This window comes from Microvirga terrae (assembly GCF_013307435.2).
Taxonomy (GTDB): domain Bacteria; phylum Pseudomonadota; class Alphaproteobacteria; order Rhizobiales; family Beijerinckiaceae; genus Microvirga; species Microvirga terrae.
The window spans coordinates 1,584,875-1,600,636 of sequence record NZ_CP102845.1 but is presented as its reverse complement, the minus strand read 5'-3'; the positions used below and the strand labels follow the sequence as shown (position 1 = coordinate 1,600,636).

14 protein-coding genes are annotated in these 15,762 nt (G+C 65.8%); 5 read left to right on the top strand and 9 right to left on the bottom strand.

What is annotated here, in order from left to right; translation table 11 throughout:
- Positions 1–56 precede the first annotated feature (56 nt).
- The gene (locus HPT29_RS07560; protein ID WP_173947404.1) at positions 57–599 is read left to right on the top strand and encodes a thioesterase family protein; all 543 of its coding nucleotides are present in this window, start codon (positions 57–59) and stop codon (positions 597–599) included.
- On the opposite strand, the gene HPT29_RS07555 is transcribed toward HPT29_RS07560, so the two are convergent.
- A complete protein-coding gene (locus HPT29_RS07555) occupies positions 596–871 on the bottom strand; it encodes a hypothetical protein (protein WP_173947403.1) in 276 nt (91 codons plus the stop codon). The genes HPT29_RS07560 and HPT29_RS07555 overlap by 4 nt on opposite strands.
- A 148-nt stretch (positions 872–1,019) precedes the next feature.
- Between HPT29_RS07555 and HPT29_RS07550 the strand changes: the two genes are divergently transcribed.
- Positions 1,020–3,395 (top strand): ATP-dependent helicase, encoded by a 2,376-nt coding sequence (locus HPT29_RS07550; protein ID WP_173947402.1) that lies wholly within the window; start codon positions 1,020–1,022, stop codon positions 3,393–3,395.
- A 128-nt stretch (positions 3,396–3,523) separates the two neighbouring features.
- Here HPT29_RS07550 and HPT29_RS07545 read toward each other — a convergent pair whose 3' ends face one another.
- Positions 3,524–4,405, bottom strand: coding sequence for a manganese catalase (locus HPT29_RS07545; protein WP_173947401.1), 882 nt, complete (start codon positions 4,403–4,405; stop codon positions 3,524–3,526).
- 203 nt (positions 4,406–4,608) lie between these two features.
- On the opposite strand from HPT29_RS07545, the gene HPT29_RS07540 reads away from it, so the two are divergent.
- The gene (locus HPT29_RS07540; RefSeq protein ID WP_173947400.1) at positions 4,609–5,883 is read left to right on the top strand and encodes an SAM-dependent methyltransferase; all 1,275 of its coding nucleotides are present in this window, start codon (positions 4,609–4,611) and stop codon (positions 5,881–5,883) included.
- Between the two features lie 28 nt (positions 5,884–5,911).
- Here the strand turns inward: HPT29_RS07540 and HPT29_RS07535 are convergent, their stop codons facing one another.
- Both HPT29_RS07535 and HPT29_RS07530 read right to left on the bottom strand, forming a co-directional pair.
- Positions 5,912–7,162 carry a Gfo/Idh/MocA family protein gene (locus HPT29_RS07535; protein WP_259060511.1) on the bottom strand — a complete coding sequence of 417 codons (1,251 nt, stop codon included), beginning with the start codon at positions 7,160–7,162 and terminating at the stop codon, positions 5,912–5,914.
- Between the two features lie 22 nt (positions 7,163–7,184).
- Complete coding sequence (locus tag HPT29_RS07530) at positions 7,185–8,060, bottom strand: SDR family NAD(P)-dependent oxidoreductase (protein ID WP_173947399.1); 876 nt, start codon at positions 8,058–8,060, stop codon at positions 7,185–7,187.
- Between the two features lie 155 nt (positions 8,061–8,215).
- On the opposite strand from HPT29_RS07530, the gene HPT29_RS07525 reads away from it, so the two are divergent.
- On the top strand, positions 8,216–9,136 hold the full coding sequence (locus tag HPT29_RS07525; protein WP_173947398.1) for a 50S ribosomal protein L11 methyltransferase: 921 nt from the start codon (positions 8,216–8,218) through the stop codon (positions 9,134–9,136).
- 140 nt (positions 9,137–9,276) lie between these two features.
- Here the strand turns inward: HPT29_RS07525 and HPT29_RS07520 are convergent, their stop codons facing one another.
- Positions 9,277–9,489 carry a hypothetical protein gene (locus tag HPT29_RS07520; protein WP_173947397.1) on the bottom strand — a complete coding sequence of 71 codons (213 nt, stop codon included), beginning with the start codon at positions 9,487–9,489 and terminating at the stop codon, positions 9,277–9,279.
- Between the two features lie 303 nt (positions 9,490–9,792).
- Between HPT29_RS07520 and HPT29_RS07515 the strand changes: the two genes are divergently transcribed.
- Positions 9,793–11,613, top strand: a complete 1,821-nt coding sequence (locus HPT29_RS07515; protein ID WP_173947396.1) for an aminopeptidase P family protein — start codon at positions 9,793–9,795, stop codon at positions 11,611–11,613.
- Here the strand turns inward: HPT29_RS07515 and HPT29_RS07510 are convergent.
- The 4 genes from HPT29_RS07510 to ligA all read right to left on the bottom strand — a co-directional run bounded on the left by HPT29_RS07510 (position 11,610) and on the right by ligA (position 15,757).
- Positions 11,610–11,909: an AzlD family protein gene (locus tag HPT29_RS07510; RefSeq protein ID WP_173947395.1), complete on the bottom strand. Its 300-nt coding sequence runs from the start codon at positions 11,907–11,909 to the stop codon at positions 11,610–11,612. The two genes, HPT29_RS07515 and HPT29_RS07510, sit on opposite strands and share 4 nt — an antisense overlap.
- Positions 11,906–12,616 carry an AzlC family ABC transporter permease gene (locus HPT29_RS07505; protein ID WP_173947394.1) on the bottom strand — a complete coding sequence of 237 codons (711 nt, stop codon included), beginning with the start codon at positions 12,614–12,616 and terminating at the stop codon, positions 11,906–11,908. Before HPT29_RS07505 ends, HPT29_RS07510 begins: the two co-directional genes overlap by 4 nt.
- 68 nt (positions 12,617–12,684) lie before the next feature.
- Positions 12,685–13,551 (bottom strand): AraC family transcriptional regulator, encoded by an 867-nt coding sequence (locus tag HPT29_RS07500; protein WP_173947393.1) that lies wholly within the window; start codon positions 13,549–13,551, stop codon positions 12,685–12,687.
- Positions 13,552–13,597: 46 nt separating this feature from the next.
- On the bottom strand, positions 13,598–15,757 hold the full coding sequence (ligA, locus tag HPT29_RS07495) for an NAD-dependent DNA ligase LigA (RefSeq protein WP_173947392.1): 2,160 nt from the start codon (positions 15,755–15,757) through the stop codon (positions 13,598–13,600).
- Between the last annotated feature and the right edge of the window lie 5 nt (positions 15,758–15,762).

The window sequence follows — 15,762 nt, the reverse complement described above, 5'->3', positions numbered from 1 at the left end:
CTGTCCCGTCAGGAAAGGAATGCCCGCCTGAGCGGCGTCGAGGGACGGCACTGACCATGGACAAGCGCACGCCCGTGTTTTTCTTTGCGCCCTTCGTGTCCTCGACGATGCGGGTCGAACCCGCCTGGATCGACTATAACGGCCACATGAACATGGCCTATTACCACGTGCTCTTCGACCGGGCCGTCGAGGAAGGCTTCAGCCTCGTGGGGCTCGGCCACGATTACCTGGAAAAGCGCCGGGCATCGTTCTTCGCCGCCGAGATCCATACGCTCTACAAGCGCGAGCTGAAGATGCACGACCGCGTGCGCGTCACGCTTCAGCTGGTCGATTTCGACGAGAAGCGCATCCACTATTATCTGGAGATCCGCCACGCCACCGAGGGCTGGGTGGCGGCGTCCATGGAGGGGCTTTCCCTCCACGTGGACATGGAAACCCGGAAGGTCTGCCCCTTCCCCGACGACATCGCGGCCAACCTCGCCGTGATGAAGGCGACCCATGCCCGGCTGACGAAGCCGCAGGCCCTGGGCCGGGTCATCGGCATTCCGCACAAGGCCGAGATTCAGGATGCCCTGTCGGCGTCAGGCACGCGCCACTAGCATATCCTCCCGCGCCCGCAGCCGGCACGCGGCACCGGAGGCAGATAGCGAGGGGCGAAAAGGCGATCCCGGTCGACATTCTGACGGATCTGGTTGCTTTTGCTCTGGATGTCCTGCTCGACGCCCAGGATCTGCTGATCCTGCTGGATCCGCCGGTTGATCGCATCCGTGTTCCGTTCCGCCGGGCTCGTGCGCGGCAGGCGCGTCTGGGCTTCGGCCGGCACGGCCATGACAAGGCTTGAGACGATGGCAAGGGCCACCACGATACGCATGGGACATTCCTCTCCGGGCCTGCCATACCCATATGGCGATGGAAGCTCTTTCCGACAATGGAATCGAAGCCTGGAAGTTCGAGCCTGCGGCAGGATCGACCGGGATTCAGGCTCGACGCCGTTCGCCTTTTGATCCATGGTCCCGCCGATGAATCAGTCCGATCCCAGACCCGACCCGCAGGACAGCCTTGCCCATGAGCCGGCGTCCGGTTCCCTGAGCGCCCGCGCCCGCGCGGCGGTGGCGCCCCAATCGCCCTATCTGAACGGGCTGAACCCGGAGCAGCGCGCCGCCGTCGAGGCCACGGAAGGCCCGGTTCTCGTTCTGGCGGGCGCCGGCACCGGCAAGACCCGCGTGCTCACCACCCGGATCGCGCACCTGATCGCCACCGGCAAGGCCTACCCGTCCCAGATCCTGGCCGTGACCTTCACCAACAAGGCCGCCCGGGAAATGCGCGAGCGCATCACCTCGGTGATCGGTCCGGTCGCCGAGGGCATGCAGTGGCTCGGCACCTTCCACTCGATCGGCACCAAGATCCTGCGTCGCCACGCGGAGCTGGTGGGCCTGCGTTCCGACTTCACGATCCTGGGCACCGACGATCAGCTCCGCCTGATGAAGCAGGTGATCGAGGCGGAAGGGATCGACGAGAAGCGCTGGCCGGCCCGCCAGCTCGCCGCTCATATCGACGGCTGGAAGAACCGGGGCCTCGGGCCCGATCAGGTGCCGGCCGGCGAGGCCGGAGCCTTCGCCAACGGCAAAGGTGGCCGGCTCTACCGGGCCTATCAGGAGCGACTGAAGGTTCTGAACGCCGTCGATTTCGGCGACCTCCTGCTCGAATGCCTCCGCCTGTGGCGCGAGCATCCGGACATCCTGGAGCAGTACCAGAACCGCTTCCGCTACATGCTGGTGGACGAGTACCAGGACACCAACGTCGCCCAGTACCTCTGGCTCAGGCTGCTCGCCCAGGCGCGCAAGAACCTGTGCTGCGTCGGCGACGACGATCAGTCGATCTACGGCTGGCGCGGCGCCGAGGTCGACAACATCCTGCGCTTCGAGCACGACTTTCCCGGCGCCACGGTGATCCGCCTGGAGCGCAACTACCGCTCGACGGGCCACATCCTCTCGGCGGCCTCCGGCCTCATTGCCAAGAACCAGGGCCGCCTCGGCAAGACCCTGCGCACGGAGGACGAGGCCGGCGAGAAGGTGACGATCACCGGCGCCTGGGACTCCGAGGACGAGGCGCGCCTGATCGGCGAGGAGATCGAGGCGCTGCACGCCAAGAAGCACCCGCTCTCCGAGATCGCCATCCTGGTGCGCATCTCGGCCCAGATGCGCGAGATCGAAGACCGGCTGGTGACGCTCGGCGTGCCTTATCGCGTCATCGGCGGCCCGCGCTTCTACGAGCGCGCCGAAATCCGCGATGCGCTGGCCTATCTGCGTGTCGTCAATCAGCCGGCGGACGATCTCGCCTTCGAGCGGATCGTGAACGTACCCAAGCGCGGCCTGGGCGATGCTACCATCCAGGTGCTGCACAACCACGCCCGCGCGGCCCGCGTGCCGCTGGTGGAGGCGGCGCGCTTCATCGTCGAGACGGACGAGCTGAAGCCCAAGCCCCGTGCCACCCTGCGCGACCTTCTGATCTCCTTCGGCCGCTGGTCGAAGCTCTCCGAGACCATGACGCAGTCCGAGGTCGCCCAGACGGTGCTGGAGGAATCCGGCTATACTGACATGTGGCAGAAGGACAAATCGGCCGATGCGGCGGGACGCCTCGAAAACCTCAAGGAGCTCGTGCGCTCCATGGAGGAATTCCCCGACCTGCAGAGCTTCCTCGAGCACGTCTCGCTGGTAATGGAAGCCAACGAAAGCGACACCGCCGAGCGCGTGAGCCTGATGACCCTCCACGCGGCCAAGGGCCTGGAGTTCAACACGGTCTTCCTGCCCGGCTGGGAGGAAGGCCTGTTCCCGAACCAGCGCGCGCTCGACGAGAGCGGCCGCGCCGGTCTCGAGGAGGAGCGCCGCCTCGCCCATGTGGGCCTCACCCGCGCCCGGCGCAGCGCCAAGATCTACTTCGCCTCCAACCGGCGCATCCACGGCCTGTGGAACTCGACCGTTCCGAGCCGCTTCGTCGACGACCTGCCGGAGACCAACGTCGAGATTGTCGAGGCGCCGGCAAACTTCTCGTATGGCGGTTATGGCGGCGGCTCACGCTTCGACCGCATGCAGCCCTTCAGCGGCTCCTCCTACCAGACCCCGGGCTGGCAGCGCGCCCAGGCTCATCGCGCCACGACGGATGATGGCGTCTCTTCCGCGCGCCGCTCCGGCGACCGGAGAGGACCGATGCTGATCGAAGGCGAGCTGGTGGCCAAGTCCACCGGTGGTTCGGGATTTGCCGTGGGTGGACGGGTCCTGCACACGAAGTTCGGCCCTGGCACCATCGAGGCGGTGGACGGCAACAAGCTCACCGTCGCGTTCGACAAGGCCGGACGCAAGATGGTGCTGGACAGCTTCGTCGAAGCCCTGGGCTGACGGGATCTCGTCGTGTCGTCACCGGCTTTGTGCCGGTGATCCCGATCAGAAGCGCAACATCTTTCAGAAGCGAGATGGCCGGGACAAGCCCGGCCATGACATGGGATCGAGTGCGGAACGCGCGATGATCACTCCGCAGCAGCTGGCGGCACCGGTGCAGGCGGCGTGCCATAGACACGCGGGTCGATCGGGTTGAGCTGACCCTCATCCTCCGTATAGGCCGGCGGACGGTCTACATAGGTGAAGGTGCCCTTCCCGTCCGGTGCGGGTCCCTGTGCCCAGCGCCCCGCTTGGCTTTCCATTCCCTCGGAATGGTTCAGGAATTGGTAGGAAACCTCGGTCTTCTCCAGGTCCTGCGGGAAATTCGACGGAACTGGTGTATCTTCAAGCCCATCCTCCTGCAGTTCGCGGATGGCGGCGAGCCACTGGTTCTGATGCATGGTGTCACGGGCGAGCATGAACGAGAGCATGTCGCGCACGCCGGTATCGTTCGTCATGTTGTAGAGACGCGCCACCTGCAGGCGGCCCTGGCTCTCGGCCGTCACGTTGAAGCGAAAATCGGCAAGCAGATTGCCGCTTGCGATGGTGTAGGCCGCATTCCAGGGATTGCCGACGCTGTCGGACGGCCTGGCGCCGAGACCCGCCACGATATACTGCTGAGGGTTCATGCCGGCCACAATGGCGTCCTCCACACGGGCACCGCCCATCACGGCGCCCACCACCGAATTCCTGGCCATATCCTCCTGCTGCTCGATCGGCGAGGTCTCGAGCAGGCGCGCGATCATGGTGGCGAGCATCTCGACATGGCCGATCTCCTCGGTGCCGATATCCATGATCATGTCCTTGTACTTCTGCGGACCGCGGCAGTTCCAGCCCTGGAACAGGTAGGTCATCATCACGCTGATCTCGCCCCATTGGCCGCCGAGGGGCTCCTGCAGCATCTTGGCAAAAAGCGGATCGGGCTTCTCAGGCTTGGCGTGATACGCCATCTGCTTCTGGCGGAAGAACATCGGCTACTCCTGTTCGATGGATGTCATGGCAGCTCTCGGCCCCACGAGAGTCAGGCTTCCAACCGGAGCGACTCATGGTTGTTCCCCAAATAGGCTGTCTTTCCTGTACTTTAGATCCGTTCTGATCTGCAGGTTTTCCCTCTAGCCACCTGCCTGCAACTGTGGAACCATCCGGCCCGTTCGAACAATCATCAGAGGTGCCGATGTTCCCGCTGTCCCACATGCTGAAATCCTTCGTACGCGCAGGAACGTTGAAGGTGATCGACGCGCAGGGGGGCGTGCATGCCTTCGGGGGTGAAAAGCCGGGGCCAAGCGTCACCATGCGACTGACCGACCGATCACTCTATCACAAGCTTTTCCTCAATCCCGAGCTGCATGCGGGTGAAGCCTACATGGACGGGCGCCTTAGCTTCGAGGACGGTTCGAACCTGCGGGACTTCCTCAATCTCTTCTCGATGAACCGCTCGACACTGGCCAGTTACCCGCTGCAGAACGTGCTCAAGCGCGTCTCGCGTACCGTGAAGCGATTTCAGCAGGCGAATCCGGTCGGGAAGGCGCAGCAGAACGTGGCGCATCACTACGACCTCGGAAACGACTTCTACAAGCTCTTCCTCGACAAGGGCATGCAGTATTCCTGCGCGTATTTCGTCAACGACGACGACACGCTGGAAGAGGCGCAGCAGAACAAGCTGCGTCTCATCGCGTCCAAGCTGCAGCTCAGGCCCGGCCTGAAGATCCTCGACATCGGCAGCGGCTGGGGCGATCTCGCGCTTTATCTCGCCGCTATGGAGAACGTGGACGTCACGGGCGTCACTCTGTCGAAGGAGCAGTATGAACTCTCCAACGAGAAGGCACGGCGCGCCGGCCTGTCGGATCGAGTGCGCTTCGAGCTGCTCGACTATCGCAAGGTCGACAGGAGGTTCGACCGCATCGTGTCGGTGGGCATGTTCGAGCACGTGGGAGTGCACCATTACGGCGAGTTCTTCGCCAAGATCAACGCTCTGCTCAACGATGACGGACTGATGGTGCTGCACTCCATCGGCAAGATGAGCCCTCCCGGAACGGCAAGTCCGTGGCTCAGGAAATACATCTTTCCGGGCGCCTACTCGCCCGCCCTGTCGGAGGTGTTTCCCGTTGTCGAGCAGAACCAGCTCTGGGTGACGGATCTGGAATTCCTGCGCCTTCACTACGCGAAGACGCTCAATCATTGGCATCGGCGCTTCGAAGCCAACCGGGAGAAGATCGCCGCCATGTACGACGAGCGCTTCTGCCGGATGTTCGAGTTCTATCTCATCAGCGCCGAGACCATGTTCACGACCGGCAGCCAGCTCGTGTTCCACATGCAGCTGGCCCGCAAACGCGATGCCGCGCCGATCGTGCGCGATTACATCACGGACACCCAGCGCGCGTACAAGGCCGAGGAAGCCGGGAAACTGCAAGTGCTGCAGCCTGTAGAGAAGGTTTTGCAGGCCGGCTGATCGCCCGTGCCGACGGCAGGATCGCGGCTTATCGGGCGGTCGATCCTGTCGTCTCCAGGGACACGGGCCGGCCCTCCTGGGCGGCCCGATAGACGGCCTGCATGATGCGGATGTCGCGCAGACCCTCCTCGCCGGGGGTCTTGGGCTCCCGCTTCTCCAGCACCGCCTTTGCCATGTGATCCATCTCGGCGGCAAACTGGTTGCCTTCCGGACTCTGCACCCGCCGCTCCTCCTTCTCGGTCTTCACCATCATCTGGTGGCGCTCGTATTCGGTGGCGGGATCGAGCACCAGCGAAGCCTTCGAACCGAAGACCTGGATGCGCTTGACCGGCGAAGTGGAGTAGGACGATGTCAGGCTGGCCAGCGCTCCCGACGGGAAGCGGAGTTGGAACGCCACGAGCTCCTCGATCTCTCTGAAGCGCGGATCGCTCGTGTCGCTGGAGATATGGGCAGAGACCTCCACCGGCTCCTCGCCCGTGATGTAGCGGGCCGCCTGCAGCGAGTAGATGCCGATGTCATAGAGCGATCCGCCACCCGCGAGCGCTTTCACCATGCGCCACTGATCGGCCGGCACCTTGGGATCGAGAATGCGCCCGTGATCGCTGGTGACGAGACGGATCTTGCCCAGCTCGCCTTCCCGCGCCATGCGGATCGCTTCCATGTTGTACGGCTCGTATTGGGCCCGGTAGGCGATCATGAGCTTGCGGTCCGCCTCGCGGCCGGCGCGGATCATGGTCTCGCATTCCTCGGCCGTCACTGCCATGGGCTTTTCGCACAGCACATGCTTGCCCGCCTTGAAGGCCCGCACCGTATATTCCGCGTGCAGGGCGTTGGGCAGGATGATGTAGACGATGTCGATCTCGTCGTTGTCGGCGATGCGGTCGAAGCTCTGATAGTCGTAGATGTTCTTCTGCTGGACTCCGTAGCGCTCGGCCACCTGAAGCGCCTTGTCCCGGTTTCCCGAGACCAAGGCCACGAGCTTCGACGACTTGCTTTCCGCGAAGGACGGGATGATCTGGTTCAGGGCGAACTGCCCAAGCCCCACGATGGCATAGCCCAGGCGCTTGCCGGGTGCTTCCGGCATGGCCTTTTCCATCTCCGGCATGGGCCGCCCCGTCGGCCGGTCCGGCGGCAGGGTCGACCCGCCGCCCCCGCTCGCACCGCTGCTCTGCGCAAAGCTCGGCCCTGCGGCCGCCAGTGCGGAGCCTAAGAGAAGTCCTCCGCCCGTGCCGCGCAGGAAGAGCCGGCGGGACAGGCCCGTTTCGAAAAGCATGGTCATGATCGGCTCCGGAAGCGAGGGCTCAGGTCAGGGTCTCGTAGTCCTTGTTCTTAAGGCCGTCATGGGAATGGCGCGTCGGCAGCTTGCCTTTCGGCTGCTTCTTGAAATGCGACGAGGCCTTGGCACCAACCGGTCCCTTCGAGATCGTGATGCCGCCATCGACCATGTAGAGCGCGCCCGTGACGAAGCTCGCCTCGTCGGAGGCGAGGAAGCAGAACACGTTCGCAACCTCCTCCGGGGTGCCGCGCCGGCCCATGGGAGTAGCCTGCGTGATCATCGTGGCGAGTTCCGCGTCCATGGGGCCCGTGGATTTGTGCGTCCAGGCGGTGTCGATGGGACCGGGGCAGACGCAGTTGGCACGCACACCGTAAGGGACCTGCTCGGCCGCCACGCCGCGGATGAAGGAATGAATGAAGGCCTTCGTGCCGCCATAGGGCGTGTTCTTCGGATGACCGATCATGCCGGCCTCCGAGCCCGTGGCGATGATGTTGCCATGGCTTTCCTGCAGATGCGGCAAGGCGAACCTGGTCATGAGGAAGACCGAGCGAACGTTCGACCGGAAGGTCTCGTCGAACTTGTCGATGGGATAATCCTGGGTCTCGGCGATCGCCAGGAAGACGCCCGCGTTGTTGACCAGGACATCGATGCGCCCATAGGCACTCACGCAGGCTTCGACGGCCGCTTGCGCGTGACGCTCCTCGGCGATGTCGCCGAGATATACCTCGGCAAACCCGCCTGCCCCATTGATCGTACGGGCCACATCGTCCACCGGATCATCCGGCAGGCCGACGAGGAGAAGGCGCGCGCCCTCCTGGGCGAACTTGAGGGCGATGGCCTCGCCGATGCCGGTGCCGGCACCCGTCACGATGGCAACCTTGTCGAAAAGACGTCCCGGCATGGTGGATCTCCTGGAGAGGGAACAAGCGCGGCCGTCAGCCAAGGGCTGCCGCGGCATCGGGTGAGGGCACAACGGGACGTCACTTCGACGGTTCCCGGAAATGCTCGATCTCACGGACAGGTGACCTGCGGGGCAAGGGGTGCTAAGGCGAGGCCATGCTCGAAGGTCTTCATCCCAACCGCCCCACCCACGTCTTCCGCATCACCACGGACGAGCGCTCCGCCCGCGCCATGACCGACATGATCGGGGAGATTTTCGATCCGGCCGAAACGGCCGTCGCGTCCTTCGAGACGGAGGATGGCGGTCCATGGATGCTGGAAGCCTATTTCGCCCATCAGCCCGACGAGGCTGCGATCCGGGACCTGCTGCGGCCCATCGTCGGCACGGAAGCGGACAAGGGCGTCTTCCTTCCGATCGAGCAGAAGGATTGGGTGAAGGCCTCGCTCGAAGGTCTCAAGCCTGTCCGTGCGGGCCGCATCTTCGTCCATGGCTCGCATGATCGGCACGAACGGCGCCCGAGCGACATCGCCATCGAAATCGAAGCCGGGCTCGCCTTCGGCACGGGCCATCACGGCACCACCAAGGGCTGCCTGCTCGCGTTCGTGGATGAGTTGAAGACGCGCACGCCCCGCCACGTGCTCGATGTCGGGACCGGCACGGGGATCCTGGCCTTTGCGGCGGCGAAAATTCTGAAGCGGCCCGTGGTGGCCGGCGACATCGATCCAGAAGCCGTGCGCGTGGCACGCGAGAACGCGCGGCTGAACGGGATCGGGGCGTTCATGAAGCTCTACGTCGGACCGGGCATCCGCCACCCGGACGCCGACCGCACGGGCCATTTCGATCTGGTCTTCGCCAACATCCTGGCAAAGCCCCTGCGCATGCTGGCGCCGTCGCTGGCGCGCGTGGCAAGCCCGGACGGAACGATCATCCTGTCGGGCCTGCTCGCCCGGGACGTTCCCGGAGTGCTGTCGACCTATGCCCATCAGGGCTGGTATCTGCGCCGCCGCTACGATCTCGAGGGCTGGGCGGCGCTGGTGCTGAAGCGGGGCAACGCTCGTCCGCTGCCCCGCCCGTAAGCGCTACTACTCGGCCAGAACGCCCGGATAGCGCTTGGCGAGTTCGCGACGGAGCTCGAAGGTCTCGGCCCAGATGTCGCGGATGGCTTTCATGGCGGTGATGATGATCATTGTATTGTCTCTCTTCTAAAGTGCTTCGATCAGATCTTGGCGGGGAGCGGCTCGCCTTGGTCGAGGAACAGGGCTGAATGGTCCTGCCGGCGGCTCAGGTCCTGGATGTACGCCTCATGGCGGCGCAGTTGCTGCGCGGCGCTTCGGGCGCGGCTTTCGGCGATGCGTGTCACGACCCGCGAGAGCACGGTCGGCTTCTCGGACGTGCCGAGGAGAATGGTGGACAAGACAGCTGCGATCATGGGCTCATCTCCCAACAGATTGGTGCTGAGACCCTTCAGCGTTTCTCTGTTGTCGTTGCTAGGAAGATAAGGCCGGTCCGACTTTAGTTGTAGTCACAGGATCACATGAGCGTCATGCATCCGCTGCAGGACATCACTAATTTCGCTCGCATTCCAGGCATCACACGCATAATCCTTGGGCAGGCTGCCCTAGGCTGCGGCAACGATCCCGCTCCTGCCCGGCGCTCGAAAACGGTTTCCCCGTCGGGGTCGATGCACTAGCGTGTCGCCCTCTTCATTCGCGACCCTTCGGTGCTGCTTTCCATGGCTCAGTTCCAGTTCTTCGACGACACCACCTCCCCGGCCCAAGGCCCTCAGCACATCGCCAAGCTGCGGGCCGAGCTGGCCCGGCGCGGGTTCGATGGATTCATCGTTCCCCGCGCCGACGAGCACCAGGGCGAGTACGTGCCGAAGAGCGCAGAGCGCCTGGCATGGCTGACCGGCTTCACGGGCTCCGCCGGGACGGCCGTGATCCTTCGGGATGAAGCAGCCCTCGTGGTGGACGGGCGCTACACCGTGCAGGCGGCCGAGCAGGTCGACACCTCCGTCATCACGCCCGTCCAGCTCGCCGATGCCACGCCTGAGGACTGGATCGCCGGTCATCTTCCGCAGGGCGGCACCCTCGCCTACGACCCCTGGCTGCACACGAGCGACGGTCTGAAGAAGCTCGAGCAGGCGGTGAGCCGCGCCGGCGGCAAGCTCTGTCCGGTCGACCTCAATCTGGTCGACGTGATCTGGATCGACCGCCCGGCCCCGCCGCAGGCGCCCGTCCGGCCGCACCCGCTCGACTACGCAGGCGAGGCTGCGCCCGCCAAGCTGGAACGGATCCGCAGGAAGATGGCAGAGGCGAAAATCGACGCGCTCGTCATCTCCGATCCGCACAACCTCGCCTGGGCGTTCAACCTGCGCGGCGGCGACGTGGGGCATACGCCCCTGCCCCTCGGCTATGCCGTCCTGCCCAAGGAAGGACGCGCGAGCCTCTTCTTCGATCCGGCGAAGGTGACGAACGAGGCCGGCGCCGCCGTGGGCGATCTTGCCGATTTCGCTCCCATCGCCACGTTCCAGACCGCGCTCGATTCCCTGGGCCAGTCAGGCGGCAAGATCCGCATCGATTCCGCCACCGGGGCCGTCGCCCTGATCCGGCGCATCGAGGCGGCCGGCGGCACGGTCGATGTCGGGGCGGATCCGATCGCTCTCATGAAGGCGGTCAAGAACGAGGCCGAGATCGCGGGATCCCATGCCGCGCATCTGCGCGACGGCGTGGCCGTGGCGCGCTTCCTGGCCTGGCTCGACCGCGAGGCGCCGTCGGGCACGCTCACGGAGATCGATGCGGTCGAGGCGCTGGAAGCCTTTCGAGTCGAGACCGGCGCCTTGCAGAACGTCTCCTTTCCGAGCATCTCGGGCGCGGGCCCCAATGCCGCCCTGCCCCATTATCGTGTCACCCGTTCGAGCAACCGCCCCCTGGAGCGCGATCAGATCTTCCTGATCGATTCCGGCGCACAGTACGAGGACGGCACCACGGACATCACCCGCACGGTCATCGTGGGCGAGCCGAGCGCCGAGATGAAGGACCGGTTCACCCGGGTGCTGAAAGGGCATATCGCCATCGCGCAGGCCGTGTTTCCGAAGGGAACGACGGGCGCCCAGATCGACGCCTTCGCCCGCAAGCCCCTGTGGGACGCGGGCCTCGACTTCGATCACGGCACCGGGCACGGCATCGGCAGCTATCTCTCGGTTCACGAGGGCCCGCAGCGCATCGCCAAGACCGGGCACACGCCGCTCGAAGTCGGCATGATGCTGTCCAACGAGCCCGGCTTCTACAAGACGGGCGCTTACGGCATCCGCATCGAAAACCTCATCCTCGTGGAGCCGCGCACGATTCCCGGGGGCGACCGCGAGATGATGGGCTTCGAGACGCTCACGTTCACGCCCATCGACCTGCGCCTCGTCGAGCCGGCCATCATGACGGCCGACGAGATCGCCTGGCTCAACGCCTATCACGCCGCGGTGCGCGAGAAGATCGGGCCCGGGCTCGATGCGGAGACGCGGGCGTGGCTGGACAACGCGACGCGGCCGGTCGGCTAGATCAGGTTCCGCAGCACCACGACGGACACCACGCCGACCGCCACCGTGCCGAGGAGCGGAAGCCGGAACGCCGCCAAAGCCGTGATGGCGGCAGCAACGGCTTCCGCCCATCCGGTGGTGAGGGCGGTCGGCGCGATGACCGCGACCAGGACGGCCGGCGGGATGGCGTCGAACGCCGCCTTGGCGCGGCCGGTGAGCACGAGGCGATCGGCCACGAACAGGCCGGCGATGCGGGTGACGTAGGTCACGACCGCCATGGCCAGGATGGCGAACAGGGTCGTCGTATCGAGGCTCATGGGCGCGCCTCCGCGGGAGCGGCCAGATAGGCGGCCACGATGCCGGCGAGCGCCCCCGAGGCCACATGCCAGGGCGCGCCGATGAAGTGGTGGACCAGGGCCGCGACGCCGGCGCTGGCCGCCACCGTGACCAGGGTCACGCGGCTGCGTCCGAAACCGGCCACGAGACCGATGAACAGGGCCGTGAAGGCGAAGTCCGCCCCGATCCGCTCCGGGTCGCCGAGGAACGAGCCGAGGACCGCTCCGAGGCCGGAGAAGAAGGTCCAGTTCGCCCACAGCACGCCGCCCATGGCGACCCAATAGGCGGCCGTGACCGGCCGGTCGAGAGCACGGCGCTCCGAAAGCGCCCAGGCCTCGTCGGTCAGGAAGAAGAACGACAGGAATCTCTGGACCCGCGACATCTCCACCTTGGGCGACAGCGACGCGCCCATCAGCACGTGGCGAGCATTGATCAGCAGCGTCGCGAAGGCGAGCGTCAGGATGGGCGCGGGATGGATCCAGGTCTCGATGGCGGCGAACTGCGCTCCCCCGGCGAAGACGAGGGCCGACATCACCGTGACCTCCAGCGGCGACAGCCCTTTGGCGGTCGCCACCGCGCCGAAGAGCAGGCTGATGGGGATGGCCGCCACGGCGACGGGCGCGATGTCGCGCAGGCCCGCCCGGATTTCGCGGCGGTAGGTCGGGGCAAAGGGACTGGCTTGATCCATGAGCATACTCGTTTGTCCCGCACCTTATGCGCGCCGAATCGAGACCCGTCTTGGATGAAAGTGCGGTCTCAGGCGGCCCGGTAGGCGCCTGGCGTCACGCCCATGCGGGCTTTGAAGACGCGGTTGAGGTGACTCTGGTCGAAGAACCCGCAGGCGGCCGCCACGTCGCCCGGCATAGCGCCCTGGCTCAGCAGCCGCGTGGCCGCGCGGAAGCGCCGGTCGAGCAGATAGGCGTGTGGCGTCAGGCCGGTCTCCTTGGCGAAGGCGCGGATGAAATGGCTGCGCGAAAGACCGGCCAGTCTGGCGAGATCGGCGAGGTCCGCCTCCTCGCTCATATGGGCGTCCAGATAGTCCCGCGCCCGCAGGATGCCCTTCGAGCCATAGCGAAGAGCCGGCAGGGCATCGAGATCGGCCCAGCGGGCGATCAGGCGGCTCAGGAACCCGATGAGCCGGGTATCCTGCTCCATCTCGGATGACCAGCGCTCGTCCTGACACAGGCAGGCATGGAGCCGGACCTGAGCCTGGAACAGCTCAGGATCCGCGATCACGGAATGCGGGAACCAGGGCGTGCGGGAGAGCGGCCGCCCGGTCACGTCCTCGGCGATCTCCTGCATCAGCTCGGCCGACGGGTAGAAGGTCCGGTACTCGAACCCTCCACCGTAGGGCTCCCCGTCATGGATCTCGTCCGGGCACACGACCGCCACGGAGCCCGCCGGGGCGTAGTGCTGCTCGCCCCGGTGGAAGAAGGTCTCGCAGCCGGCCAGAACCGCCGCGATGGCATAGGTGTCGTGGCTGTGGCGAGCATAGGCGTGACGGCGGAAGGTCGCGCGCAGGCAATCAAGGTCGCGGTAGCGCGGCACTCGCCAGAAATGCGTCACGTCGCCCGCTCCGACCAGGTCCGGATCGAGCGAGACCTCGGGGGTGATCACCGTCATGGGGCCACCATGCCACATCATTGCGTCGAAGTCTTGGACAGAAGTCTCACCCCCGGCCGACGAGGGCGAACCAGCCGTCCTCGTCCATGACCTGGAGTCCGAGCTCGGCCGCCTTGGCGAGCTTCGAGCCGGCTCCGGGACCGGCCACCACGATGTCGGTCTTCTTGGACACGGAGCCCGCCACCTTGGCGCCGAGGCGCTCGGCCATAGCCTTGGCCTCCTCGCGGGTCATCTGCTCGAGGGAGCCGGTGAACACCACGGTCTTGCCCGCCACGGGGGAGTTCGCCATGGCCGGCGCTTCCATGGCCTCGACGGTCACCTGATCGAGCAGCGCATCGAGCATCTCCTCGTTGTGCCGTTCCTTGAAGAACTCAACGACCGCCTCTGCCACCACCGGCCCGATGCCGCCGATGGCGGTGAGTTCCGCATGCGCGTCCGATGCGGGATCGGCTGCGGCTTTCGCGGTCTCGCGCAGGTGCTCGAAGGTGCCGAAATGGCGCGCGAGCAGCCGCGCCGAGGTTTCGCCGATATGCGGGATGCCGAGGGCGAAGATGAAGCGGTTCAGTGCGATCGTGCGGCGCGCCTCGATGGCAGCGAACAGATTCTTCGCGCTCGTCTCGCCCCAGCCTTCCCGGTTCTCCAGCCGCTTGAGGCTGCGGGCATTCCGGGCCTGCAGGGTGAAGATGTCCTGCGGGCGCTGGACGAGCCCTTCCTCGTAGAACTCGTCGATGCGCTGCTCGCCCATGCCCTCGATGTCGAAGGCATTGCGCGAAACGAAGTGCTTGAGGCGCTCGCGGGCCTGCGCCGGGCAGATGAGGCCGCCGGTGCAGCGGCGCACCGCATCCTCCTTAGCCGTGCGAGGATTGACCTCGCGCACCGCATGGCTGCCGCAGGCCGGGCATGTGGTCGGGAAGGCATAGGGCTGCGCGTCGGCGGGGCGTTTCTCCAGCACCACGTCGAGTACCTTGGGGATCACGTCGCCGGCCCGGTTGATGACGACCGTGTCGCCGATGCGGATGTCGATCCCGTTGCGGATCTTCTCGCCGTTGCCGCCGATGCCCTTGATGTAATCCTCGTTGTGCAGGGTCGCGTTCGACACCACGACGCCGCCGACGGTGACGGGCTTCAGGCGCGCGATGGGATTGAGCGACCCCGTGCGGCCCACGTTGATCTCGATATCCTCGAGCACCGTCACAGCCTTCTGGGCCGGGAACTTGTGCGCGAGCGCCCAGCGCGGCGAGCGGGACACGAAGCCGAGACGCTGCTGCAGGCTCAGCTCGTCGACCTTGTAGACGACGCCGTCGATGTCGTAGCCGAGATTGGCGCGGTCGGTCTCGATGGCGTGGTAGTGATCGAGCATCTCGGCGACGCTGGGGCAGCGGCGGGTGAGCGGATTGACCGTGAGGCCGAAGCTGCGGAAGCACTCCATCATGCCGTGTTGCGTCGTCGCCGGCATGGCGCTCACCTCGCCCCAGGCATAGGCGAAGAACCGCAACGGGCGCGAGGCGGTGATCGACGCATCGAGCTGACGCAGGCTGCCCGCCGCCGCGTTGCGCGGATTGGCGAAGAGCGCTCTGCCGGCCGCCTCCTGGCGCGCGTTGATGGCGGCGAAATCCTCGTGCGAGAGATAGACCTCGCCGCGCACCTCGAAGATGTCAGGAACCTCAGAGCCCTTGAGCCGGTGCGGAATGTCGCCCACCGTACGGGCGTTGTTCGTCACGTCCTCGCCCACCTGGCCGTCGCCCCGGGTGGCGGCGGACACGAGCCTGCCGTTCTCGTAACGCAGGCTCAAGGACAGACCGTCGATCTTCGGCTCCGCCGTGAAGGCGAGCGGCGCATCGGGCTTCCATTGCAGGAAGCGGCGGATGCGTTCGACGAACTCCTCCACCTCCTCGTCGGCGAAGCCGTTGGCGAGCGACAGCATCGGCACCCGGTGACGGATCTTGCCGAATTTCTCCGACACCTTGGAGCCGACCTTCTGGGTCAGGCTCTCGGGGGTCTTCAGTTCCGGGAACTGATCCTCCAGGGCCTCGTAGCGCTTGCGCAGAGCGTCGTATTCGGCATCCGAGACGGTCGGGGCGTCCTCCTCGTAATAGCGCCGGTCGTGCTCCTTGATCTCGGCGCCGAGCGACTCGTGCTCGGTGCGCGCGTCATCGGGCGTCAGATGGTCGACTGGGGTCTCGGAGGCGGTGCTGCGTGGGGGCATGATCG